A 23,737-nucleotide genomic window follows, 5' to 3' on the forward strand; every position below is an offset into this window, starting at 1 on the left:
CTGTTGATTCAACAGATAATAAAGCATATTTGAAATTTAAAACCGACTAAAGAAACTATTTAAAATTATATTTCCAAAAAGGCCTTTTTTGAAAATATAATTCCTTGAGCGTATGAAAAGTTAGCTTGTAGCAAACTTAAATTTTATATTGCTGAAAAGAATAAAAGTACTATTTTACTCAAACGGCCCATTTGTTATTGGCTGATTGAGTAAAATAGCGTTTTTCTTGACTAAATAGTCAATAAAATAACGCGATAAGTGTGACGCTATGAGCTATTTTTTTGTTGTGGTACTTGTTGCGGTACTTGTTGTAGTGAGTCCGATGATTGTTGTAGCGTTTTTTGTGGAACTTGTGGTGAAACTTGTACTGATAGTTTTTGCGGCACTTGCTGTGAAAGTGCGGTAGCTAATTGGGGTAAATCATCTTTAAAACCCAAGGCTTGATTAATCATTAATGCTTTTGCCGGTTTAATATTATCGAGTAACGACATACCCAAGCCACGAAGTAATTTAATCGCGCTTTGCTGAGGGGTAAAGGCTTGTTTTATCGCCTCCATCGAGGCAATCATTGCTACTGCTTCACTTTTGCGCCAGCGAGCAAATTGTTGTAACGATTTGTTGCTATACCATGCGTTATCATCAAGCGTGCCCTTAGCTTGTGCTTTGCAAAGTTGCTCGCAAATGGTTTGTGACAAAGCGGCTGCATCAAGCAAGCCTAAGTTAGCACCCTGCCCAGCTAACGGGTGAATAGTATGTGCCGCGTCGCCCACCAATACCATTCTGCCTTTAACAAAATCTTGCGCAAAACGCATGGTTAACGGGTAGGTAAATCGCTCACTTGCTAGCGATACTTGCCCTAATTTACCATCGCTAGCGGCGGTAAGTTCTTTGCCAAAGTCTTCTGCTGACAAGGCAGTTAATCGAATCGCCTCTTCAGGGCTTGTTGACCAAACAATAGAGCATAAATCCGCTTGATATAAAGGCAATAGTGCTAATGGGCCGATATCTAAAAACACTTGCCAAGCCGTGCTTTGATGGCCTTGTTGACATTTAACTGTAGCGACGATCGCGTGGTGATCGTAATCTCGAAAGGTTAATGGTACGTTCATTTGTTGACGTACAAAAGAGTTTGCCCCGTCAGCACCAACCACCAATTTTGCCACTATCGGCATAGGTTGGCTGTTGGTATGACTGTTATGTTCGAAGGTAGCAAAAACTTCATTATCGCTAGGATTTAATTGCTGGAGTTTGCTGTCAGTAAAAAACTCAATACCGCTGTCTTGCGCCGCTTTCTGCCACAAGGCGTTACGAATGGCTTTATTTTCAATAATAAAACCTAATTGCTCTGGGCTATTACCTAAGGCTGGGCGGCTAACATCTTTTAAAGCAAAGTTTAGCTGTCCATAACCGGCCTTGTCCCAAATGTGCATATCGTAATAAGGCTGAGCACGTTGCGCGATAATATCTTGCCAAACATTAAGGTGGCTAAATATTTGCTGGCTGGCGGCATTAATAGCACTAACGCGCACCTCAGGTTCAACGCTTAACGCTTCAATAGGCGCGTTATCAACAATAGCGACACTTAACTGACTTTGTTGGCGAATAGCAAGTGCCAGTGTTAAACCCACCGTACCGCCACCGACAATTAATAGATCAAATTTTTGCATTGTTTTTCACATTTATGTTATTCACATTCACAAGCCCAAAAGGTTGTAGGTAGCTGATTATTTTCCTGCCTATGCACTTGGAACAGCAAGCCAGCTTTAAGGCTTAAATCACCGGCAAGTCAACGTTGATTGACTACCTAACAACTAAGCCATCAAGGCTTCAATTTCAGCAATGGTTTTTGGTGCATTGACCGTTAGGTTTTCATAACCTGTTTGGGTTACTAGCACATTGTCTTCAATACGTACGCCAATACCACGCCATTTTTCGTCCACGGTTTGATCATTTTTTGGAATATAAATACCCGGTTCGATAGTCATCACCATACCGGCGACAAAAGGGCGTAATTGCTCTCGCTGTTGACTCGCATGGTAATCACCCACATCATGCACATCAAGACCTAACCAGTGTCCAAGGCCATGAATAAAGTATTTTTTGCAGGCTCGTTGAACTAATAATATGTTTAAATTGCCTTTGAGAATGCCTAAATCATGCAAACCTCTGGTCAGAAAATCACACACTATGCGGTTTAATTCAGCAAGGTTTTGTTCTGGCTTTATCGCGGCAATGGCAAGGTTTTGGCTATCAAGCACTAATTGATAAATCACTTGTTGTGCCGCAGTAAATTTACCATTAACCGGAAATGTGCGTGTAATGTCAGCGGCATAACCCGCTAACTCACCACCGGCATCAATAAGTAATAAGTCGCCGTCGTTTAGCACGTCATCATTGTCAGTGTAATGTAAAATATTGGCGTTATCACCGCCAGCCACAATTGAGCCATAAGCTGGGTAACGCGCACCATTAGTGGCAAATTCGTGCAATAACTCTGCTTCTATTTGATATTCAAACTTACCAGCTTTAGTTTGTTGCATTGCTCTTTGATGAGCACCGCCACTGATGACATTAACCTGGCGCATAATATCAAGTTCAGCATTTGATTTATGTAAGCGCATTTCATCTAGCAAGTTACTGCAATCAATTAAGGTCGTTGGTGCTTTAACACCCGTGCGACCTGCCTTTTTAATCTCGGCTAACCATGAAAGTACTTGTTGCTGGAATGCCTTTTGTTCATGCTGGCAAATTAATACGGCGGTTTTACCTGCCATTAACGGCAATAATTGCTCATCTATTTCTGCTAAGCTAAAACACTTATTAAACTGATAAACGTCAACCGCTTGCACTTGACCAACACGTCGGCCATGCCAAATCTCTTGCTGAGGATCTTTTTCACGAGAAAATAAAACACTTTCTGCTGACCTTGTGTCATCACCTTTAATTAAGGCTAAAATGGCATCGGGTTCATTAAAACCGCTAAGATAATAAAAGTGCTTATTTTGGCAAAATGGATATTCGGTGTCATTACTGCGGGTAACTTCCTGACCAGCAGAAATTAATGCAATGCTATTTACCGGCATTTGCGCCATAAAATCATTTCTACGCTGACAAAATTCAGCAACGGGCAATAAGGTGTTTTTGATCATGGATACCAGCTTATTTTTTTTAATTAAATTTTAACAGTAAGGTTTTCGACCTTGAGTGTTTTAAGCTGATTTTTAAGTTATTAGTGTTTCAGTTTTAAAAAGGTCAGCGTTAAAAGGTCCGCGTTAAGCGCTTTATGACTAAAGCACTTTAACCGCAAAGCGCTAGTGCAAGGTCGCGCTTGTGTCTTGTTGCGCGGGTGGCGCACCTAATTCAGTAAAGCACAGTAGCGCAGAGATTCTAACATATTCAGCAATTTCAAAATACGCTTGCTCGGTCGCTTCATTTTCTTCCATTTCGTCTGACAAGTTAGCAATCTCGCCAAAGTCGACCAATACTTCTTTAACATCTTCAGACAAAGCGGCATTTTTTATTTGTTGTAAACCAAAGCCTAAGTTGAAGCCTTGCACCCACTTACTTAGTGCGTGTCCACGTTCAATAATTGAGTCGTCATCATCGGGTAGCATTAATTGGAAGCCGTATGAGTCATCAAGGATTTTTTGCCAAATATCACTGTAAATGTCTTTAACTAAGCTTTTAATGGCTACCGGTAAACCTTCAGCATTATTAAGCATGTCATTAACCATAGCGATATAATCATTACTTTCAAATTCAAAGCCTGCAGAAATTAAACCTGTTAGCACACCGTGAATTTCAGCAGCATGTGCCTCAATACCTTCACTGGTTAATATCGCTTGTGCGGCGGAAAAATCTAAAGCGGTGTTATCAGACATAAAAATATAAATTCAATCAGGGGGATATTGATAACCATCTTAACATTGGCATAGCCTTGATTCCAGAAAAAACCATAGAGATCACTTGCATAGTGTAGCGCTCACCGTTATAGTTTCATCTTATGGCGCACTAAGTTTAGTTATCAGTGTTTTTCTTGGTATTACAAGCGAGTAGCGCAATTTTTTGAGCTTAGAGCTCAATAAACTAATATTATGCATTGAGAATATACACGCAATGAGCCAACACACAGTCACCATAAATGTTGCCAACAAACGACTAAAAGTTGCTTGTCCAGCTGGAAATGAGTCTGCGTTGTTGCAGGCGGCGAGTGAAATAAACAAACGCTTAGAACAAGACGCCAAGAAAAAATTCTCAACAAAAACTGTTGAGCAGTCGCTGGTGATGATGTCATTAAACCTTGCCCATGATTTAATCCAAGCACGAAATGAGCAAGAGCAAGAACGCGAAAGAATGCAAAGCAAAATTGAATTACTACAAGCCACCATTGAACAAGCGGTAAACCGCACTAAATCTGCCTAATAGACTATTCATCGTTTAACCTATTTTTAAATAAACTACTTTCGTTCAAAGAAAATTCAATTTGTTCAAGCATTAAGCGAACAGGTCTTACAAGTAATAAAAGACTTAATTTGACTGAGATTATTCGCTATAATGTTTTTGACTTCTGGGGTGTTCGTTTGTGAACTATGTCCCTGAGCCGATAAGTTTTACCTAAGGATGTTGATTATTAACTATTGTGCAAGCCCGGCTCGTATCGGGAAGCCTACGGTTAGCATGATACGTCCGCCCTGAACACCCGGTGTTCAGGACAAATGTGAGCTGCGGCACCTTGGAAGTCATTTTCCTCTATTTTCTCATTCTGTAATTCTGTAATTCATCCTAAAATATCAACAATATTTTCGCGCATTGCTAGAAAAGCAATAATAATCGCATTAAAAAATCAACCGTATATTCATAGTTAATTCTTAAACTTTCAATAGTTCTATCTAGCTAGATCTTATCGTAACGTTCAATTTGTCTTAAGACCGCTGTGCTAATTAGCCCTCCTTCCCTTCTCATTGTTTCCTCCCTGTAAAAAAAGAATAAAATAATTCACAGGAAGAAAAGCAGGAGGACTGCATGAGGAAAAGCACGGTAAAGCCCCGCTCATTCTTTTCTCATTGTTTCCTCCCTGTAAAAAACAACAAAATAATTCACAGGGAGAAAAGCAGGAGAACTACAGGAGGAAAGCACGGAAAAACCACGCTTCAAACTTTTTTAACTTACTGATAGCTGACAGCTAAAAACTCGTCTTTAAACGTCCCTAAATCCGCTGCCTTCAGGACTCATCTCAATGAGTGGCAGCTTGGCAATCAATACCTATCTCAAAATATGTATAGATCTCATTTGCTTGTTGATAATATACTTAGCCTAACTAACTACACCAAACTTAAGCTGTGCTTAATTAATGCCCATGCAAAACCAAGCTGATATAAAAGCAGCTACTTCAATCCTAAAAAGTAAACGCCAAACAGCTAATGCCGATCCTATTGGTATAGTTGACTCCGGCGTTGGTGGTTTGTCTATCACGCAGTGCATTGAACAACAATTACCCCATGAAAATTTGCTCTATGTCGCCGATACCCTGTATGCACCCTACGGTGAAAAATCTACTGAATTTATTCAACAACGGGTTAATGAAATTGCCCAGTGGTTTATTGCCCGTAACGCTAAAGCTATCGTTGTTGCCTGCAATACCGCCACAGTTAATGCTATAGATCAGCTACGGAAAAACATTTCAATTCCTGTTATTGGTGTTGAACCTGCCATAAAGCCGGCCTCAAGTGTTAGTAAAAACAAAAAAGTAGCTATATTAGTCACTAAAGCTACAGCAGAAAATAAGCGCTTTTTAGCCTTAGTTGCGCAATATAGTCATAACAGTGATGTTACTATTCAGCCCTGTCCCGGCTTGGTAGAACTCATTGAACAAGACAAAAAAAACTCGCCTGAGTGCAAAGTAATGCTGTTGAGCTATTTACAACCTTTACTCGAAAAAGGGGTAGATACTATCGTCTTAGGTTGCACACATTACCCGTTAGTCAAAAACTTGATTAACGAAATATGTGGCGACAGCGTAGTTGTTATGGAAACAGCACAACCGGTAACTGAGCAATTAAAACGGCAATTAGCCTTACATCAGCTCATTAATCCCAGTAAAAATTTAGGCACAACTACCTTTTATAGTTCGAAGTATTGCTTAAGACAACAAGCGCTTTTTAGTCATATTTGGCAACGCCCATTATGCTTAAATAGCTATCCTTAATGACCTAACTGCAGTTTTATACCTAGTTAAAATGCAATATACTCAAAAAATTAGTATCCAAGTTTACTCAAAACCCCCACATCCTAAAGACGTTTAGCCATCTAGGCGTAAATAAATCTAGAAAAAGATTAACTAAACAGTTAGAATATCGTTATTAAAGACGATTATTTTTTTTCAGTTAATTTTTACCGAGGTTTTATGTCTACACACCTTTTTACTTCTGAGTCAGTGTCAGAAGGACATCCAGATAAAATTGCCGATCAAATTTCTGATGCGGTTTTAGATGCTATTATTGCCAAAGATAAAAATGCACGCGTTGCTTGTGAAACTATGGTAAAAACCGGTGTTGCTATTATTTCAGGTGAGGTTTCAACCTCTGCTTGGGTAGATTTAGAACAAATTACCCGTGATGTTATTTCTGAAATTGGCTATACATCTTCAGATGTTGGTTTTGATGGCGCAACATGCGGAATTATGAACTTAATAGGCCAACAATCACCCGAAATTGCCCAAGGTGTTGACCGAGAAAATCCAGAAGACCAAGGTGCTGGTGATCAAGGTTTAATGTTTGGTTATGCGACCAATGAAACCGAAACCCTGATGCCTGCGCCATTATATTATTCACACCGTTTAGTTGAGCGTCAGGCTGAAGCACGTAAATCAGGAATTTTACCTTGGTTACGTCCTGATGCAAAAAGCCAAGTAACCTTTATTTATAAAGATAACAAGCCTGTAGCTATTGATACCGTTGTGTTGTCAACTCAGCATAACCCAGATATTAAACAAGAAGACTTGCACAGTGCCGTAATGGAAAACATTATTAAACATGTTTTACCTGCCGAGTTATTAACCAAAGACACTAAATATCATATCAACCCAACAGGTCGCTTTGTTATTGGTGGTCCTGTCGGCGATTGTGGTTTAACTGGTCGTAAAATTATTGTTGATACTTATGGCGGTATGGCTCGTCATGGCGGTGGTGCTTTTTCGGGTAAAGATCCATCAAAAGTCGATCGCAGTGCGGCTTATGCTGGTCGCTATGTTGCCAAAAACATTGTCGCAGCAGGTTTAGCTGAGCGTTGTGAAATTCAAATATCTTACGCTATTGGTGTTGCTGAGCCGACCTCAATCTCAATTGATACTTTTGGTACCGGTAAAGTGTCTGAAGAGCGTTTGGTTGAAATAGTACGTGAACACTTTGACTTGCGCCCTTACGGTATAACTAAAATGTTAGACTTGCTACACCCTATGTATAAGCAAACGGCGGCTTATGGTCACTTTGGTCGCGAACCATTTGAAATGACCGTTGGCGATGATACCTTCACCGCATTTAGCTGGGAAAAAACAGATAAAGCTGAAGCACTGCGCTTGTCAGCTGGTATTTAATACACACTTTGATTAAAGCTTCTGTTTAAAAAAAACCGCTCATTGAGCGGTTTTTTTATTTTCATGCTTTTATTTGCAATAGGCTTATCAGCCATAACGTATAAAAATACTCCTAATATGCTATTGCTTGTCACTATTAGCGAAATATCATCATCCGCTGCCACTTATTTAGACGGTACTTCACCAACCTCAATGATTACAGTGATATACTCAGACAAAGAGAGAAAAATAACACGAGTTATATAATAAGATAGATACAAATAATAAATCGTCTGGCAAGTGACTTATCTTAATAAAAATTCAATCAAGAACAGCAGTATCTCAATTTCAAGTGTTTTAATAGCCTGCGAGTTTTTCTGCTTTATTTTGAACAAGTGCTAACAAAAAATAATATCATTTTTTTAATATAAACAATTGAATTTACGATGAGTTGCCCTTATTAACAGGCTATATTAGAAATAATTATGACTCATAATTTCTAGCAACAAAGCTTTGGTCTTTAATCGCTATTAACTTTAACCTGAACGGCTACTGTAATATCACTCATCTATAGCTGCGACAATAACCATGGATAACCTTATATGCGTAACCCTCGTATTTACCAAGCACAAGCATTTGAAATAGGTCAAACACAAGTATTAAATGCTGACGCTTTTGGCCATATTGTGCGCGTATTACGACTTAAAGACGGTGATGACATTACGCTATTTAATGGCATCGCAGAGCAAGAAGGTTATTTTGAGTATCAAGCAAGACTTTGTAATGTAAATAAAAAGTCTGCTGATGTAGAGATTATTACTAAAAAAATTGTTGCAAACGAGTCGCCACTCAATATTCATTTAGCACAAGGTGTTTCACGCGGTGAACGCATGGACTTTACTCTGCAAAAATCGGTAGAGTTAGGTGTTAATACCATTACGCCTATTTTTAGTGAACGTTGCAATGTAAAGCTTAGCGGCGAGCGTTTAGAGAAAAAACACCAGCAATGGCAAAAAATAGTGATCAGCGCGTGTGAGCAAAGTGGCCGTTGCACTGTCCCTGTTGTTGCCCTACCCATTTATTTGGATGAATGGTTACAACAAGAAAGTTCAGCATTAAAGCTAAATTTACACCCTAAAGCCCAGCACTCTATTATGAGTTTGCCAATCGAAAACCAACGGGTTCGCCTGTTAATTGGGCCAGAAGGTGGTTTAAGTGATGATGAAATTGCTCGTGCCAATACAGCAGGCTTTCACGATGTTTTACTCGGGCCGCGGGTACTAAGAACAGAAACCGCAGCCCTGACCGCAATAACGGCATTACAATGTCGTTACGGTGATTTAAATTAACTCAGTGTTAAGTTTCGTGCACCATAGAGCAACTAGCAGAAAGACCAGCTAACAGAATTTAATCGCTTATAGCATATAAATAATGCCATGGCATTTATCAACATATAACCTTTAGGAAAACACATGAGCATAAAAATTGGCGTTGTTATGGACCCTATTGCCCAGGTCAAGGTAAAAAAAGATTCTTCAATGGCGATGATGCTTGAAGCGCAAGCCCGTGGTTATGAAATTTATTATATGGAAATGCAAGATCTCTATTTAGAGCAAGGCGTTTGTCGAGCAACAGCAGCAAAAGTGAAAGTATTTGACGACACTGAGCATTGGTATGAATTAGATGCACGAGAAGACATCAATGTAGCTGACTTAGATGCGGTATTAATGCGAAAAGATCCGCCGTTTGACACTGAGTTTATTTATGCCACCTACATGTTAGAACGCGCAGAAGTTGCGGGCACTTTGATTGTTAATAAGCCACAAAGTTTACGTGATTGTAACGAAAAATTATTTACCGCTTGGTTTCCAGAGTTAACACCAAAAACATTAGTCACACGTAATAATCAAAAAATTAGAGAGTTTCATAAAGAGAACAAAGACATTATCATCAAACCCTTAGACGGTATGGGTGGCTCATCTATATTTCGTATTGGTGAGAATGATCCCAATGTTGGCGTAATACTTGAAACATTAACAGCAAATTCAACACAATATGCTATGGTACAAGAGTACCTACCAGAAATCGTTGACGGTGATAAACGCATATTAATCGTTAATGGTGAACCTATGCCTTACTGTTTAGCCCGCATTCCTGCACAAGGAGAAACCCGCGGTAATTTAGCCGCTGGTGGTCGTGGTGAAGCGCGTCCATTAAGTGCTAGCGACAAATTTATTGCTGAAACTATTGCACCAGAACTGAAAAAACGTGGCTTATTTTTTGTTGGTTTAGACGTTATTGGCAACAAAGTCACTGAAATCAATGTAACAAGTCCAACCTGTATTCGCGAAATTGAAGCAGCATACCCAATAAATATTAGCGGTAAACTCATGGATGCTATTGAGCAAAACATCAGAAAACGCTAGTTAATACCAATCGCAATAAGATTGCTAAAGGCAAAATGACCTTTAGCGTATTTCTCTCTGATTATTAAGGTATATTTATGGATAGTTTTGAAAATCAACTTTTGATTGCTATGCCCAGTTTAGACGACTCTTATTTTAATAAAACAGTGACTTATATCTGTGAGCATAATGCTGAAGGGGCAATGGGTTTGATCATAAACCTTCCTATCAATGTCACCTTGAACGAATTATTAACCCAAATAGATCAAGATAAAATTGCAGCACCCGAATTAGACCAACAAGTCTTAACCGGTGGCCCCGTTTCACAAGACCGAGGCTTTGTTTTACACAGCACACAAACGGGCTGGAATAGTTCTTTAGCCTTAACTGATGAAGTAATGATCACGACCTCAAAAGATATTTTATTGGCCCTGGGTACAGCACAAGCACCTGAAAAATATATGGTGACCTTAGGCTATGCAGGCTGGGGACCGGGCCAATTAGAGGAAGAAATTAAAGCTAACTCTTGGCTACTTACCCCCGCTGATGGCGATATTATATTTAATACCCCTATTGAGCAAAGGTGGAAAAAAGCCACTGATAAATTGGGTATTGATATGGCTCATTTATCCAGTGAAGTAGGACATGCATAATGGCGAGTAAAACCGCCATTGGCGAACGAACAATACTTGGCTTTGATTTTGGCAAAAAATATATTGGGGTTGCTGTCGGTCAAGAAATAACCGGTTTAGCTTCCCCTTTGGGTTCAGTAAAAGCGCGTGATGGTATTCCTGATTGGGACAAAATGACCAAATTTATGCAGGAATGGCAACCTGACTTTGTTGTGGTGGGTTTGCCACTCAATATGGATGGTAGCGAGCAACCCTTGACCCATGATGCGAAAAAGTTCGGTAACCGAGTATCCGGAAGATTTGGCGTCAAAGTTGAATTTCAAGATGAACGCCTAACCACCGCCACTGCCAAAGAAGCACTGTTTGCTGAAGGCGGTTACCGTAATCTTAAAAAAGATAATATCGACGCCGCATCAGCAAAATTAATTATAGAAAGTTATTTTGAAAATCAATATTAAGCCGATTAACCGTGATTACAATCTAGCCTGATGAGTATTAACAAGTACTTGTTTAGCGAGTTTTACTTTGTCGTTAGAGTCATAAGCGTTTAATGGCTATTTTCACCCTTATTAGTCCATTAATTATGGTCGGCTTGCTCGGTTTTATACTGGCTAAAAGTAACTGGTTTAACAAAGCCCAAGTCGATGCCCTAAGTAAATTTACCTTTAATATCGCTATTCCGGCATTTTTATTTCAACAGTTGGCCAATGCGGATATGAGCACAATAAATTTGAATATTTATAGTGCCTTTTATTTACCGTTATTATTAGTTTATGGCCTAGCTTGGATAATAAATTACTATTTTCATCAGCATTTAAAACGTGATCTTCCTGCATCGGCGGTTTACGCTTTCGGCGCTAGTTATTCAAATAATGTTATTGTTGGCATGCCTATCGCTTTAATGGTGCTAGGTGAGCAGGTATTGCCAACAATATTTTTAGTGATCAGTTTACACAGTGCACTGCTAATTGGCATTACCAGTGTGTTGGCGGTTAATATTAAACAGTTTAATGGGTGGATATTTCTCAAGCAGACCTTTTACAACCCATTACTGATTGCTATTACCGGTGGTTTTATCGTTAATTTAATGACGATAAAGTTACCCATAATTGTTAACAACAGTCTGTTATTGTTAGGTAAACCTGCAATTACCTTAGCACTTTTTTTACTCGGTGCTTCGCTAGCCTTTTATAAAATTCGCAATGAAGTTAAATTTATTGTTACTGCCAGTCTAATAAAGCTAGTACTGTTACCGACTTTAATCCTATTAACCAGTCATTTTATATTTCAGTTTTCGGCGCTCACCACCATGACTTTAGTGATTTTAAGTGCAAGTCCAACGGGTGTAAATGCTTATTTAATTGCCAAACAACATGCAAAACATCAAGAGACTATAGCCGGTATAGTAGTGATTACCACCTTAATGTCTATCGTTTCTATCCCTTTATGGATATGGGGTTTGTCGAGTCTCTTTAGTTTATAAAGGCTTTATAAAAGGCTTATTGAAAGCCTTATTTTAAAGTCTTAGAATGGATTAACCTTATAACCTTTGCTTTGTAATACTGCATGGGCGGTCATTGCAGACAAGGCCATTTCAACGCCTGGAGCTAACATGTCATTGCTAATATCGTAATAAGCGGCCGATTGACCACATAAATAAACCCTTACTTGGTTTTTCATCAAGTCTTGCAACAGTGCGCTATTAGCATTTTTTTGCTGAAATTTTTCTTGGTACAACAGCCCTTTTAGTAAATCAAAACCCGCTTTACCATGTACCACCAAAGCTAAATGAATATTCTTTGCTGGCATACCATTTGCCACATGCATGTTAATAAAACGCGCTAGAGTTTCGATTTTTCGATTAACCTCGCCTATTTTTCCTTGCTCGCTGATGTCAAAAGCGACTTTAAAGATACTATTTTTGTCAAAATTAAAATCCTGCTGGACCTTGGCATGCTTACCATAGTTTTTAATGACTGGCCCCGCCATAAATTTATCAGCACCCGCTATGGCAAAATTGGCCGTAGTGAAGGCTAAAATAAGCATTAACACACGTATTGTAAATAACATTGGTTGATCCTTTTATTTTCTAGCTAAACTTTATTTTATACCAATTTCATTAATTAGGTGGTCTACTTTATACGCAGGAAAAATGGCCAAATATAAGGCATTTATTTTAATAACTAGTTGTTCTAATTATTAAATAAATAACGCAGTAGTGGGTTATTTTAACCAGTAAAAATGATCAGATAATTAGTGAGATTGGTATTATTATAGCGTTTAAAAAATCACCACTCTTTCTAAACATAAAAGCATGCCGATACAGGCATGCTTTTATGTTTAGAAAGAGTGACTTGTCAGATAATTATCATTGCTCTTTCGGCGCTAAACCATCAATCGTTACACCCGACAATGAACCCGTTCCCCCTTGCTCATTGCTACGCAATTTAATCATTAAGCGTAAATCATTTGGTGAATCAGCATGATGCAAAGCATCAGCGTAATTAATAAGTTCTTGTTGATACAAATGAAATAATGCTTGGTCAAATGTTTGCATGCCTTGATCGGTAGATTTTTCCATGACTTCTTTAATACTACCGATATCACCTTTTTTAATTAGCTCCGCGATATACGGCGAGTTAAGTAATATTTCAATCGCTGCCACTCGGCTATTACCATCACGCGTTGGAATTAATTGTTGCGCGACAATACCGCGTAAATTTAACGCAAGATCAAACAGTAGTTTGTCATGTTGATCTGCGGGTACTAAATGCATAATACGATCAATAGCCTGGTTTGCATTGTTAGCGTGCAAGGTCGCAATACATAAGTGACCCGTTTCTGCAAAGCTCAACGCATGCTCCATGGTTTCTTGGTTACGAATTTCGCCAATGAGTATAACATCAGGGGCTTGGCGCAAAGAACTTTTTAAGGCGGCACCAAAGCTCTCAGTGTCTAAACCCACTTCACGTTGCGTTACCATACATTTACCGTGCTCGTGAACAAACTCAACTGGGTCTTCTATCGTCAGGATATGGCCACGGGAATTTTTGTTACGATAGCCAATTAGCGCTGCCATCGACGTTGACTTACCGGTACCCGTACCACCAACAAATAACAATAAACCGCGCTTTGACATCACCACATCTTTTAGTACTGAGGGTAAACCCAAATCATCCGCTTCGGGTATTTCGGTAACAATACGGCGAACAACCATACCCGCCATATCTCGCTGCCAAAATGCCGAAACACGAAATCGGCCAATGCCTTCAATTGAAATCGCAAAGTTACATTCTTTGCTTTCTTCAAACTCAATTTTTTGTTTTTCTGACATAGCGTCATGCACTAAGCCTAAAGCCTCAGTCGCCGACAAAACTTGCTCATCAATAGCGATGAGTTCACCATTAATTTTTGCACTAACAGGCAATTTAGCTGTAACAAACATATCTGATGCTTCGTGCTGCACCATTTTTTGTAATAAATCATGAAAATTCATTTAATTCCCTTTCGCCTTATTTTATACCCGCAAGACTAGTAACCATTAAATTGATTTTTATCATACGCTGTGTCCATAGCATCTTGCCTAGTTATCATACCGCGGTTGACCAAGTTTTTTAAACATTGATCCATCGTTTGCATGCCATGAGACATACCCGTTTGAATAGCTGAATACATTTGTGCAATTTTATCTTCACGAATAAGGTTACGAATTGCCGGCACACCCATCATAATTTCGTGTGAAGCAACACGGCCGCCACCCACTTTTTTAACCAAGGTTTGCGAGATTACTGCACGCAATGACTCAGAAAGCATTGAACGTACCATAGCTTTTTCTTCGCCCGGAAATACATCAATAATACGGTCAATTGTTTTTGGCGCTGAAGTTGTATGTAAGGTACCAAAAACTAAATGGCCGGTTTCAGCTGCGGTCATTGCTAAACGTATGGTTTCTAAATCACGCATTTCACCCACCAAAATAACGTCAGGGTCTTCACGTAATGCCGAGCGTAATGCCGCGCTAAAACTTAAGGTATCGCGATGAACTTCGCGTTGGTTAATCAAGCATGACTGGCTTTGATGCACAAATTCAATCGGGTCTTCAATAGTTAAGATATGATCGTGCTTATTTTTATTTATATAATCAACCATTGCGGCCAGCGTTGTTGATTTACCTGAGCCTGTAGGCCCAGTAACCAATACTAAGCCACGAGGAAGATTGGCTATATCTCGGAAAATATCAGGGCAACCTAAATCATCCAATGAGAGTATTTTGCTCGGGATAGTACGAAAAACTGCGGCAGGGCCACGATTTTGATTAAAGGCATTGACCCTAAAACGCGCTAGATTAGGTACATCAAAAGAAAAATCGACCTCTAAATTTTCTTCATACTCTTTGCGTTGTCTATCATTCATAATATCATAAACCAAAGCGTTAACATCTTTTTCGTCAAATGCTGGTATATTTAGCTTACGCACATCACCATCGACGCGAATAGACGGGGGGGTTCCCGCTGATAAATGTAAATCTGAAGCATTATTTTCGACACTAAATGCTAATAATTCGGTAATATCCATACAAACCTCTTAGTCTAATTTATAATTGCACTAACAACTTAATAAGTCATTGAGAACTGAAATAAACAATATGATTGCTATTAAAGATAATATTGCTGCGGTTGAACTGCAAATTGCTTCTGCTTGTCAACTTGCTCACCGCAACTCTGATGAAGTCACTTTGCTGGCGGTAAGTAAAACTAAACCTATTGAAATGCTCGAACAAGCTTACCACGCAGGGCAACGAAATTTTGGCGAGAACTATGTACAAGAAGCGGTGGAAAAAGTTATCGCTTTGCAAAATAAGCCAGATATAATTTGGCATTTTATTGGTCCAATTCAAACCAATAAAACCAAGTTAATCGCTAGCCATTTTTCGTGGGTACATAGCATAGACAGAATTAAAGTGGCTAAACGTCTTAACGAGCATAGGTCCGGTCAAGATACTCCGCTAAACATTTGTTTACAAGTGAATATTAGTGGCGAATTAAGTAAAGCTGGCGTTTTACCCGAGGCGCTTCCTGAACTGTTGGGCGTTATCGAAACTTGTGACAATTTATGCCTGCGTGGTTTGATGGCCATTCCAGAAAAAAATGCGGCTCAGGCAAGTTTTGTTAAGATGCAGAACCTGTTCATCGAACATAAACAGCAATATCGCACCATGGATACGTTATCAATGGGCATGTCTGCTGACCTACAACTTGCCATTAATGCAGGCTCCACCTTAGTACGTATTGGCTCAGCAATATTTGGCGCTAGAAGCTAAGTAAATCAGTGCAAAAAAAATAATATAATAATGTTAATATAAAAGGTATCTGCCACTAACAATAGTGGTGGTTTACTACAATATATACCTGTTCCACTTCAAAATGCAGATTTTAGTATTTTGAAGTGGAACAGGTATAAATCCGGTGTTTGAGCGACGACTAAATATCAAATCAGTAATTCTTGAAGGAAAATTATGAAAAAAATAGCTTTTATCGGCGCAGGCAACATGAACGGCGCTATTATTTCTGGCCTTATCAATGGCGGTTTCAACCCTGAAAATATCATGGTGTCGAATCCATCGCCCGAAAAACGCTTAGCATTACAAGCAACACATGGCATTAAGCAAACACCAGATAATATTGAAGCAACAACATTTGCTGACGTTATCGTGCTTGGCGTTAAGCCTTACCTTATTAGCGATGTTTGCCAACACTTAAGCGAGCATATGGATATTACCGGTAAATGTTTTATCTCTGTGGCAGCAGGATGCACCATAAAGCAAATAGAGCAGGCGCTAAATAAACCATGCACTGTGATCAGAACCATGCCCAATACGCCTTCACAACTAGGTTTTGGCGTGTCTGGAATATATGCCAACGATCACGCTAATGACGAAGAAAGAGCATTCACCACATCGCTTATGGAATCAGTCGGTATTGTTAAATGGTTAACGTCAGAACAACAGATTGATCATATCATTGCCGTGTCAGGCTCTGCCCCTGCCTACTTCTTCTTATTTATGGAAGCTATGCAAAAACAGGCGATAGCTTATGGGTTTAGCGAACAGGATAGTCGAGATCTTGTTCAGCAAACTGCCTTAGGCGCAGCTAAGATGGTGATAGAAAATCAGTTGCCGATCAGCAAACTACGTGAAAACGTCACCTCTAAAGGTGGCACAACCCAAGCGGCTCTAAGTTCTTTGATTGAAGGTGGATTAGAGTCACTGGTATCAAATGCCATGAATTGTGCTGTAGATCGTGCTAAAGAAATGGCGAAAAATGGTTAATAGTATTATTATCATCATGTTTGAGATTTTAACTGTATAAAAATTAGTAACATGCTGATTTTTAATCTTGTAGATTTCTAATAGTCACTTGAGTCACTTGAGTCACTTGAGTAACTTGAGTAACTTGAGTAACTATTACATGATGATCAAATCCCTTCTCATAATTTTGGAGTTTTAGATGGAAGCAATTAATTACTTGCTTAAATTTGCCTTTGACACTGTACTCATGATTTTAGTATTGCGAGTGTGGTTACAATTAGTGCGCGCTGATTTTTATAATCCTTTTAGTCAATTTATCGTCAAAGTGAGTAACCCATTAGTTATTCCATTGCGCCGTATCATCCCAAGTATTGCTGGTGTTGATTTAGCCACCATTGTTTTAGCTTATGTTTTCGCCACGTTAACTTTTATCATTATTCCATTAATCAATAGTGGCCCTATTGATATCGTTTCTGCTTTGTATTTGGGCTTAATATATCTTATTAAACAAACCGGAATATTACTGTTTATCATTATGTTGGTTATGGCGTTAATGAGCTGGGTAGTTCAAGGTTACAATCCAACACAAATGATTTTTCATCAACTGACTGCACCGGTTTTAGCGCCGATTAGACGTATTATTCCCAGCATTGGTGGACTTGATTTATCTGTGCTGATCGCCTTTTTATTATTGAACGTACTTAATATTCTCTTTAGAGGTTGGATACCGTATTGGGCGATGTTGTAGCGGTTATCTAATTTGAGATTGTCATATATACTAAACATCAACGACTTAAATAATAAGGTCATCAACATGAAAAGTATCATCAACAAATTTGTATTAATTACTTTATTAGCACTAGCTGTTATTACCACCAGTAGCGCTGAAAACATGAAGAAAATGGATGGTCTTAATGTACATTACATTGCCTTAGGTTCGGCATTTTTAACTCCTGAAATTGCTAAAGCATATGGTATTGAACGCAGCCGCTATAAAGGTTTAGTCAATATCTCAGTGCTGGATAATACCCAAGCGGGCAATCCGTCAAAAACAGTCTTTATTAACGGTAAAGCTAGAAACGATGTTGGGCAAATTAAATCATTAGAATTTACCGAAGTGAAAGAAGGTGATGCGGTTTATTATCTTGCACAAGTGAGTTATACCAATGAAGAAACTATCTATTTTGATATTAATATCACAGATAAAGGTAAGCAACATAACTTAAAGTTTTCTCAAAAATTTTATGTTGACTAGTTTTATATTGACTAGCTAAGCTCCTAATGAGACTTAACCCAAATAAACGGCAATTAATTTGCCGTTTTTTATTGCCTGCTGTTAACATAAACTAGCCTTTTGGCCCTAATAGTAACCTCATTACATTATCGCCCTCTTGTGCTCAGTTCTGGGTAATTGTGTCTTTGATGTTCCCTCTTTGATGCAGATTAAGGTATTATGCGCGCCATTGTTTTAATTAATTTATCGAGTCGTTTACTTATCAGTATCCTAGGTTGTAAACGGCTTGTTTAAGCTCGGCCGCTAATCAGACATTAGCTAGGCTTTTAGCTAGGAATATAAAAGGTATTTTCCATGACCACTATTGTATTAGCCACAGGTAACAAAGGTAAAGTTAACGAACTTGCCAGTTTGCTAGCAACGCACAACATTGAAATTAAGCCGCAAAGCGAATTCAATGTAAGTGATGTTGCAGAAACAGGCACAACCTTTGTCGAAAACGCGATTATTAAAGCTCGTCACGCAGCAAAAATCACGGGTTTACCCGCTATTGCTGATGATTCAGGTCTAGAAGTTGACGCGTTAAACGGCGCACCTGGTGTTTATTCAGCACGTTATGCCGGCGAAAATGCCAATGATGATGACAATACCACTAAGCTGTTAAGCGCCCTAGAAAACATTGCTGATGAACAACGCAGTGCTCGTTTTCATTGTGTGCTAGTTTATATGCGCCATGAAAACGATCCAACGCCGCTTATTTGTCATGGCGTGTGGCAAGGTAGTATTGGCAGAGAGAAAATAGGTCTGCAAGGATTTGGCTATGATCCCGTATTTTGGCAAGCTGAACATCAGATGACATCGGCACAATTACCAAGAGAGCTAAAAAACCAACTCAGCCATCGTGGCCAAGCACTACAGAAATTGGTGCCACTGCTTTTAGAAGAACTTGTTTAGATGTTAATTGCACCGCCACTTTCGCTTTATATCCACATACCTTGGTGTGTAGAAAAATGTCCCTATTGCGATTTTAATTCGCACGCATTAAAGCATGCGATTCCTGAGCAAGACTATATTTCGCAGCTGTTGCTTGATTTAGACAGTGATATTACTCGTTTCAAGCTCAACAACAGGCCCTTACATTCCATTTTTATTGGCGGTGGAACACCCAGTTTGTTTTCTGCGCCCGCTATTGAGCAACTGCTAACACAAGTTCTACAACGCTTTGAGCATAAAGTTGATATCGAAATAACCTTAGAAGCCAATCCAGGCACGGTTGAAGCAGATAAGTTCATCGGTTTTTTTAATGGTGGTGTTTCAAGATTATCGGTGGGTGTACAAAGCTTTGCTTCAGATAAATTAATTAAGCTAGGGCGTATTCATGATAGCGAGCAAGCTAAAGTAGCGGCAAAATTAGCGCACGAGTGTGGGGTTAAAAGTTTTAATCTTGACTTAATGCACGGCTTACCAGAACAAACGGTAGCCCATGCACTTGATGATTTAAAAACGGCTATTAGCTTAAATCCAAGCCATATTTCTTGGTATCAATTAACCATTGAACCTAATACTGCCTTTCATTCTCGGCCACCGAAATTACCGCAAGATGAAGTACTTTGGAATATCCAAGACCAAGGCATTGCGTTATTAAACCAAGCCGGTTATCAGCAATATGAAATTTCAGCTTACAGTAAGCCTGAATTTCAATGTCAGCATAACCTTAATTACTGGAAGTTTGGTGACTATCTTGGCATTGGTTGTGGCGCACACGGCAAAATTACTGATGTTGAAAAACAAACTATTCACCGTACGGTAAAAGTAAAACATCCAAAAGGTTATTTAGATATCAGTAGAAAAGCACTGGATAAACTGCATACCGTAAGCGATGAAGAATTGCCCTTTGAATACATGATGAATCGTTTACGTTTGTTTTCAGGTTTCTCACTTGATGAATATCAAGCGTATACCGGCTTAAGCATTAACAGTGTTTTACCGATATTATTAAAAGCCCAAGATAAAAACCTAATGGTATTTAATGGTAGACATTGGTCCGTCAGCACACTTGGCCACCGCTACCTTAATGATTTATTGGAAATGTTTTTATAGCTTATGATAAAAAACACCTTAGCAGATAAACACAAGGAGCAAGTCGTTAGTAAAGCAAATGATGACGGATTTTCTGACGACAGTTTTTCTAATGACGATTTTTCTAATGATGATCGTAAGTTTATGCACCGCGCTATTGAACTAGCCAAAATTGCCGACAGCCATGATGAAATTCCCGTTGGCGCTGTAGTTGTTTGTGCGGGGGAAATAGTTGGCGAAGGTTTTAATCAATCTATTATGAATAATGACCCTTCAGCACATGCAGAAATGATGGCCATTCGTGATGCGGGTAAAAATTTACAAAATTATCGTCTACTAGATTGCACCCTATACGTTACCCTTGAGCCTTGTCCAATGTGTGCTGGTTTGTTGGTACACAGCCGCATCAAGCGATTAGTATTTGCCAGTCACGATTTAAAAACTGGGGCTGCCAGTAGTGCTTTTTCATTAATAAACCATGAAAAACATAATCATCAAGTGGCCGTAACAGCCGGTCTTTTAGCTGATGAATGCAGTACTATGCTGTCGAGTTTTTTTAAACGTCGACGAGCAGCAAAAAAAGCTGAAAAACAAGCGGCAAAAAAAGCGCTAAGAATCCCAGAATAAACACTATTTGAATAACGCCAATTAACATAGCCAAATGATTATAACGAGGAAAAACAGCTCAAATTGTACAAAAATATGGCCCTGGGAGTGTGGTGCTAGAAATATTGCACACTACAACTGGCTTATAAGCCAAAGTTTTGCTTCTTGCAGGTCAGTAAACTCTCGACGGCTTTTCAGTTCAAGTAATGCCGCTTGCTCATTTTTTACAATCTCAGCATAAATACGTTGGCTATAAATACTGGCTAGGGCAATATAGTTTCTTTTATTTAACCATAGTAAACACTGGTTGGATATTTTATGTGCATCAGGTGTACTACCTTCATAGCCAATACAATTAAACAATATAACAAAGGCTTTACCATTCAAGCTTTCAACTTTAGCTTCTATTTGCTGACAAGCAGAAAGTGTTGCAATATCATTAAACGTGCCTAATAAAGTAATACTTAACAAATTCCCCTCGAGTACAACCGAAAAAGTACCATGTTCATGCATAATTAAAAAGACCTCATTAAACATTGATTTTATTAAGTTAAGTTTAGCTTAAATGAGATTTTTTCACACCAACTTAGACGCTCTTTTTCACAGCTGAAGTTTTCGCTTTGATTAATAAATGAAAAAGCCGATGGTATTTGCAATATATGTTTGATTATTTAAAGCGATGGCGTGACTTTGTGACGACTACAATGGAAGTTGGTACAATTAATCTGGGAGCGAAACGACTGAAAAACCGACAGGAACCGCGACAAGCACGACTAAAAGGCTAGCAAATCAATTCAAATCTAGCTCGCTTTCGCTATTTAACCATGGGCGGTCGTTACTACACAGATCCAAGGCAAACTGGGTATGACGGCGATTAACTAATCTCATTTTATTACGATTTAATGTTCTTTTTCTTTGGTTACTTGATAAAATTTTTTTAATTCTCATATTTACCTCTTTGGTATGAGTATAACTAATAATATATAGACTGCTAATAGTAGTGTTATACCAAACAGATTAGCAAATGGATCACCTTCAAATTGTCTAAATAATAAATTTCTTCACTGTGCGCAATTGTAAAACTAACTATTGCTCAACACTTGTTTTGCCTTGTTCTACTGACTTACCTCAAGCTACAAGGCTTTGCTAATGCCGAACAGCCGTGTTGTAACATAGCTGTAGGTACTTATATTTAGTCTGGAACAAAAAACATCTGAATTTAACTATTTATCCTTGTTGAATTTTTAATCCTTTATTTAATCCCTTAGGTATTAGACCTAGTATTACCCACTTTTGTGACAACTTAGTGACATAACAGATAATATTCTAGTATACCTTAACCATTATTCTTGAGCCGCATTCACTGATAACTCACTTTTCGCTTGTTGTTGCTTAGTCTGATTGTCTATCCAAGTTAACGTATCATAGTAACGACGAATATTCTCTACGTAATGAACAGGTTCATCACCGCGAGCATAACCATAACGAGTTTTTTTATAAAACTTCTTTTGCTTTAGAAGCGGTAAACGTTCTTTTACGTCGACCCAGCGGTCATGATCTCCACCTTGTTGTCGGGTGATTTTACGCGCATCGTTTAAGTGCCCTAAGCCAACATTATAAGATGCTAGCGCAAACCAAAGTCGATCCGGCTCTGGCACTCGCGCAGGCATACGTTGAATAAGTTGTTTAATATATTTAGCACCACCACGAATACTTTGCTCTGCATCTAAGCGACTTTTTATACCCATTTGTTTTGCTGTCGGCAAGGTCAACATCATCATGCCACGCACGCCAGTATAAGAACGGGCATGAGGATCCCAATGCGACTCTTGGTAACTTATGGCCGCTAATAAGCGCCAGTCAACTCCTTGACCGTATTTTTCAAATAGCGGCTGGTATTTAGGCAACTTTTTTTCAATCGCTTTGATATACATACGGGTATCGACATAATTGAACTCTTCAATGTGGCCATAATGTTTATCATTCAACGCTAACAAAACGCCGTTATGATGAACTTGACCAAAAAATTCAATTAAACTAGCAAAAATGGAATCATCGCTATTTTTATTGATCATCCAAGCTAAAGACTCTGCTTCATTGATAGTAAATCCTATACTGATCTCTGGATAATATCGGCGACTAATGGCCAAAGCATTACTGTCTGCGATGGTATAGTCAATTTCATCCATTAGTACACGTAACAAAAGTTCTTCGCTATCTAACTCGTTAGTGGTCGACCATGACAATTCAGGGTTAGATAATTTTAATTGCCCTAAACTTTCCACGTGACTAGATTGCTCTAGCACTTCTAACGTGCCGGTTAAATCAGCCAATGTACGTGGGCGAATATTACCTTGCTTGAAAACCAACTTTTGGCTGACTTCATCATAACTTGGCGAAAAGTGATAATTTTTCAGACGTTCATCTGTTACCGCTAGCCCAGCAGCGAGTAAATCGACGCTGCCATTATCGAGTTGCTGAAATAACTCTTTTAAGTTGTAACTCGGCATCATTTTTAATTCGACACCTAAATATTCAGCATATTCTTGCGCAAGTTCGTATTCAAAACCTGCCGGCCCCTCGGCATCAAGATAGTAGCTAGTGTTACCATAAAGTGTGCCTACGGTTACATAGCCGCGATCAATAATACGCTGCAAATTTGCTGAGGTTTTTTGTGTTTCACAAGCAGACAAAATAAAGATACAGGGCAGTAACAATAAGGTTAACAGCTTATGTACATTCACTTTATGAGCAAATAATTTTATTTGTTTTTTTATCATAGTGGCCATTGTCACGTGAATTGAGTTATTTAAAAAGCTATTTTTTTACTGCTTAACCAGCTTTACCCTCATAAAATTAGTTTGAAATGAGACAAATCATTTCTCTAATCGCCCTGTTTCATCT

23 protein-coding genes and 1 other RNA gene are annotated in these 23,737 nt (G+C 38.8%); 16 read left to right on the top strand and 8 right to left on the bottom strand.

Features of this window, described 5'->3' with window-relative positions; all coding sequences use genetic code 11:
- Nucleotides 1-266 precede the first annotated feature (266 nt).
- The 3 genes from H4J59_RS03295 to H4J59_RS03305 all read right to left on the bottom strand — a co-directional run bounded on the left by H4J59_RS03295 (nucleotide 267) and on the right by H4J59_RS03305 (nucleotide 3,881).
- Nucleotides 267-1,667, bottom strand: a complete 1,401-nt coding sequence (locus tag H4J59_RS03295; RefSeq protein ID WP_182236789.1) for an FAD-dependent monooxygenase — start codon at nucleotides 1,665-1,667, stop codon at nucleotides 267-269.
- A 144-nt stretch (nucleotides 1,668-1,811) separates the two neighbouring features.
- Entirely contained in the window at nucleotides 1,812-3,149 is a 1,338-nt protein-coding gene (gene pepP, locus H4J59_RS03300) for a Xaa-Pro aminopeptidase (protein ID WP_182236791.1), read from the bottom strand.
- Nucleotides 3,150-3,311: 162 nt separating this feature from the next.
- Entirely contained in the window at nucleotides 3,312-3,881 is a 570-nt protein-coding gene (locus tag H4J59_RS03305) for a UPF0149 family protein (protein WP_182236793.1), read from the bottom strand.
- Nucleotides 3,882-4,116: 235 nt separating this feature from the next.
- On the opposite strand from H4J59_RS03305, the gene H4J59_RS03310 reads away from it, so the two are divergent.
- The 9 genes from H4J59_RS03310 (at nucleotide 4,117) to H4J59_RS03350 (ending at nucleotide 12,090) form a co-directional block, all read left to right on the top strand.
- Nucleotides 4,117-4,422, top strand: a complete 306-nt coding sequence (locus tag H4J59_RS03310) for a cell division protein ZapA (RefSeq protein ID WP_182236795.1) — start codon at nucleotides 4,117-4,119, stop codon at nucleotides 4,420-4,422.
- 139 nt (nucleotides 4,423-4,561) lie between these two features.
- A non-coding RNA gene (gene ssrS / locus H4J59_RS03315) (6S RNA) lies at nucleotides 4,562-4,743 on the top strand.
- A 607-nt stretch (nucleotides 4,744-5,350) separates the two neighbouring features.
- Nucleotides 5,351-6,205, top strand: a complete 855-nt coding sequence (murI, locus tag H4J59_RS03320; protein ID WP_259369374.1) for a glutamate racemase — start codon at nucleotides 5,351-5,353, stop codon at nucleotides 6,203-6,205.
- 198 nt (nucleotides 6,206-6,403) lie between these two features.
- Entirely contained in the window at nucleotides 6,404-7,591 is a 1,188-nt protein-coding gene (gene metK, locus H4J59_RS03325; RefSeq protein ID WP_182138075.1) for a methionine adenosyltransferase, read from the top strand.
- 581 nt (nucleotides 7,592-8,172) lie between these two features.
- Entirely contained in the window at nucleotides 8,173-8,919 is a 747-nt protein-coding gene (gene rsmE / locus H4J59_RS03330; protein ID WP_182236797.1) for a 16S rRNA (uracil(1498)-N(3))-methyltransferase, read from the top strand.
- Between the two features lie 123 nt (nucleotides 8,920-9,042).
- Complete coding sequence (gshB, locus tag H4J59_RS03335) at nucleotides 9,043-9,996, top strand: glutathione synthase (protein WP_182236799.1); 954 nt, start codon at nucleotides 9,043-9,045, stop codon at nucleotides 9,994-9,996.
- A gap of 77 nt (nucleotides 9,997-10,073) precedes the next feature.
- Nucleotides 10,074-10,628, top strand: a complete 555-nt coding sequence (locus H4J59_RS03340) for a YqgE/AlgH family protein (protein ID WP_182185092.1) — start codon at nucleotides 10,074-10,076, stop codon at nucleotides 10,626-10,628.
- On the top strand, nucleotides 10,628-11,065 hold the full coding sequence (gene ruvX / locus H4J59_RS03345) for a Holliday junction resolvase RuvX (RefSeq protein WP_182185091.1): 438 nt from the start codon (nucleotides 10,628-10,630) through the stop codon (nucleotides 11,063-11,065). The genes H4J59_RS03340 and ruvX overlap by 1 nt, the downstream gene beginning before the upstream one ends.
- Before the next feature lie 92 nt (nucleotides 11,066-11,157).
- Nucleotides 11,158-12,090: an AEC family transporter gene (locus H4J59_RS03350; protein WP_182236801.1), complete on the top strand. Its 933-nt coding sequence runs from the start codon at nucleotides 11,158-11,160 to the stop codon at nucleotides 12,088-12,090.
- Between the two features lie 41 nt (nucleotides 12,091-12,131).
- Here the strand turns inward: H4J59_RS03350 and H4J59_RS03355 are convergent, their stop codons facing one another.
- The 3 genes from H4J59_RS03355 to H4J59_RS03365 all read right to left on the bottom strand — a co-directional run bounded on the left by H4J59_RS03355 (nucleotide 12,132) and on the right by H4J59_RS03365 (nucleotide 15,182).
- Nucleotides 12,132-12,677 carry a DsrE family protein gene (locus tag H4J59_RS03355; protein ID WP_182236803.1) on the bottom strand — a complete coding sequence of 182 codons (546 nt, stop codon included), beginning with the start codon at nucleotides 12,675-12,677 and terminating at the stop codon, nucleotides 12,132-12,134.
- 298 nt (nucleotides 12,678-12,975) lie between these two features.
- A complete protein-coding gene (locus H4J59_RS03360; protein ID WP_182236805.1) occupies nucleotides 12,976-14,103 on the bottom strand; it encodes a PilT/PilU family type 4a pilus ATPase in 1,128 nt (375 codons plus the stop codon).
- A 35-nt stretch (nucleotides 14,104-14,138) separates the two neighbouring features.
- Nucleotides 14,139-15,182: a type IV pilus twitching motility protein PilT gene (locus H4J59_RS03365; protein ID WP_182236807.1), complete on the bottom strand. Its 1,044-nt coding sequence runs from the start codon at nucleotides 15,180-15,182 to the stop codon at nucleotides 14,139-14,141.
- A 70-nt stretch (nucleotides 15,183-15,252) separates the two neighbouring features.
- Here H4J59_RS03365 and H4J59_RS03370 point away from each other — a divergent pair, with 70 nt between their 5' ends.
- The 7 genes from H4J59_RS03370 (at nucleotide 15,253) to tadA (ending at nucleotide 20,854) form a co-directional block, all read left to right on the top strand.
- Nucleotides 15,253-15,927 (top strand): YggS family pyridoxal phosphate-dependent enzyme, encoded by a 675-nt coding sequence (locus tag H4J59_RS03370; protein WP_182236809.1) that lies wholly within the window; start codon nucleotides 15,253-15,255, stop codon nucleotides 15,925-15,927.
- A 195-nt stretch (nucleotides 15,928-16,122) separates the two neighbouring features.
- Nucleotides 16,123-16,935, top strand: a complete 813-nt coding sequence (proC, locus tag H4J59_RS03375; protein ID WP_182190334.1) for a pyrroline-5-carboxylate reductase — start codon at nucleotides 16,123-16,125, stop codon at nucleotides 16,933-16,935.
- A 178-nt stretch (nucleotides 16,936-17,113) separates the two neighbouring features.
- Nucleotides 17,114-17,662 (top strand): YggT family protein, encoded by a 549-nt coding sequence (locus H4J59_RS03380; protein WP_182236811.1) that lies wholly within the window; start codon nucleotides 17,114-17,116, stop codon nucleotides 17,660-17,662.
- A gap of 66 nt (nucleotides 17,663-17,728) precedes the next feature.
- On the top strand, nucleotides 17,729-18,169 hold the full coding sequence (locus H4J59_RS03385) for a DUF4426 domain-containing protein (RefSeq protein WP_182236813.1): 441 nt from the start codon (nucleotides 17,729-17,731) through the stop codon (nucleotides 18,167-18,169).
- A 333-nt stretch (nucleotides 18,170-18,502) separates the two neighbouring features.
- Nucleotides 18,503-19,102 carry an XTP/dITP diphosphatase gene (locus H4J59_RS03390; RefSeq protein ID WP_182236814.1) on the top strand — a complete coding sequence of 200 codons (600 nt, stop codon included), beginning with the start codon at nucleotides 18,503-18,505 and terminating at the stop codon, nucleotides 19,100-19,102.
- Nucleotides 19,103-20,248 (top strand): radical SAM family heme chaperone HemW, encoded by a 1,146-nt coding sequence (gene hemW, locus H4J59_RS03395; protein WP_182236816.1) that lies wholly within the window; start codon nucleotides 19,103-19,105, stop codon nucleotides 20,246-20,248.
- 3 nt (nucleotides 20,249-20,251) lie between these two features.
- The gene (tadA, locus tag H4J59_RS03400) at nucleotides 20,252-20,854 is read left to right on the top strand and encodes a tRNA adenosine(34) deaminase TadA (RefSeq protein ID WP_182236818.1); all 603 of its coding nucleotides are present in this window, start codon (nucleotides 20,252-20,254) and stop codon (nucleotides 20,852-20,854) included.
- A gap of 111 nt (nucleotides 20,855-20,965) precedes the next feature.
- Here tadA and H4J59_RS03405 read toward each other — a convergent pair whose 3' ends face one another.
- Nucleotides 20,966-21,346, bottom strand: coding sequence for a hypothetical protein (locus H4J59_RS03405; protein WP_182236820.1), 381 nt, complete (start codon nucleotides 21,344-21,346; stop codon nucleotides 20,966-20,968).
- Nucleotides 21,347-22,176: 830 nt separating this feature from the next.
- Nucleotides 22,177-23,613 carry a membrane-bound lytic murein transglycosylase MltF gene (mltF, locus tag H4J59_RS03410; RefSeq protein ID WP_182236822.1) on the bottom strand — a complete coding sequence of 479 codons (1,437 nt, stop codon included), beginning with the start codon at nucleotides 23,611-23,613 and terminating at the stop codon, nucleotides 22,177-22,179.
- Nucleotides 23,614-23,737 lie beyond the last annotated feature (124 nt).

It is taken from the genome of Colwellia sp. MB02u-10, from assembly GCF_014077185.1.
Lineage (GTDB): Bacteria > Pseudomonadota > Gammaproteobacteria > Enterobacterales > Alteromonadaceae > Cognaticolwellia.

Coding starts and splice junctions, on each gene's coding strand:
- murI (WP_259369374.1), top strand. CDS start 5,351: ATGCCCATGCAAAACCAAGCTGATATAAAAGCAGCTACTTCAATCCTA.
- H4J59_RS03385 (WP_182236813.1), top strand. CDS start 17,729: ATGAAAAGTATCATCAACAAATTTGTATTAATTACTTTATTAGCACTA.
- H4J59_RS03295 (WP_182236789.1), bottom strand. CDS start 1,667: ATGCAAAAATTTGATCTATTAATTGTCGGTGGCGGTACGGTGGGTTTA.
- proC (WP_182190334.1), top strand. CDS start 16,123: ATGAAAAAAATAGCTTTTATCGGCGCAGGCAACATGAACGGCGCTATT.
- rsmE (WP_182236797.1), top strand. CDS start 8,173: ATGCGTAACCCTCGTATTTACCAAGCACAAGCATTTGAAATAGGTCAA.
- metK (WP_182138075.1), top strand. CDS start 6,404: ATGTCTACACACCTTTTTACTTCTGAGTCAGTGTCAGAAGGACATCCA.
- hemW (WP_182236816.1), top strand. CDS start 19,103: ATGTTAATTGCACCGCCACTTTCGCTTTATATCCACATACCTTGGTGT.
- H4J59_RS03360 (WP_182236805.1), bottom strand. CDS start 14,103: ATGAATTTTCATGATTTATTACAAAAAATGGTGCAGCACGAAGCATCA.
- gshB (WP_182236799.1), top strand. CDS start 9,043: ATGAGCATAAAAATTGGCGTTGTTATGGACCCTATTGCCCAGGTCAAG.
- H4J59_RS03310 (WP_182236795.1), top strand. CDS start 4,117: ATGAGCCAACACACAGTCACCATAAATGTTGCCAACAAACGACTAAAA.
- H4J59_RS03380 (WP_182236811.1), top strand. CDS start 17,114: ATGGAAGCAATTAATTACTTGCTTAAATTTGCCTTTGACACTGTACTC.
- H4J59_RS03305 (WP_182236793.1), bottom strand. CDS start 3,881: ATGTCTGATAACACCGCTTTAGATTTTTCCGCCGCACAAGCGATATTA.
- H4J59_RS03390 (WP_182236814.1), top strand. CDS start 18,503: ATGACCACTATTGTATTAGCCACAGGTAACAAAGGTAAAGTTAACGAA.
- tadA (WP_182236818.1), top strand. CDS start 20,252: ATGATAAAAAACACCTTAGCAGATAAACACAAGGAGCAAGTCGTTAGT.
- mltF (WP_182236822.1), bottom strand. CDS start 23,613: ATGATAAAAAAACAAATAAAATTATTTGCTCATAAAGTGAATGTACAT.
- H4J59_RS03355 (WP_182236803.1), bottom strand. CDS start 12,677: ATGTTATTTACAATACGTGTGTTAATGCTTATTTTAGCCTTCACTACG.
- H4J59_RS03370 (WP_182236809.1), top strand. CDS start 15,253: ATGATTGCTATTAAAGATAATATTGCTGCGGTTGAACTGCAAATTGCT.
- H4J59_RS03350 (WP_182236801.1), top strand. CDS start 11,158: ATGGCTATTTTCACCCTTATTAGTCCATTAATTATGGTCGGCTTGCTC.
- H4J59_RS03405 (WP_182236820.1), bottom strand. CDS start 21,346: ATGCATGAACATGGTACTTTTTCGGTTGTACTCGAGGGGAATTTGTTA.
- pepP (WP_182236791.1), bottom strand. CDS start 3,149: ATGATCAAAAACACCTTATTGCCCGTTGCTGAATTTTGTCAGCGTAGA.
- H4J59_RS03365 (WP_182236807.1), bottom strand. CDS start 15,182: ATGGATATTACCGAATTATTAGCATTTAGTGTCGAAAATAATGCTTCA.
- ruvX (WP_182185091.1), top strand. CDS start 10,628: ATGGCGAGTAAAACCGCCATTGGCGAACGAACAATACTTGGCTTTGAT.
- H4J59_RS03340 (WP_182185092.1), top strand. CDS start 10,074: ATGGATAGTTTTGAAAATCAACTTTTGATTGCTATGCCCAGTTTAGAC.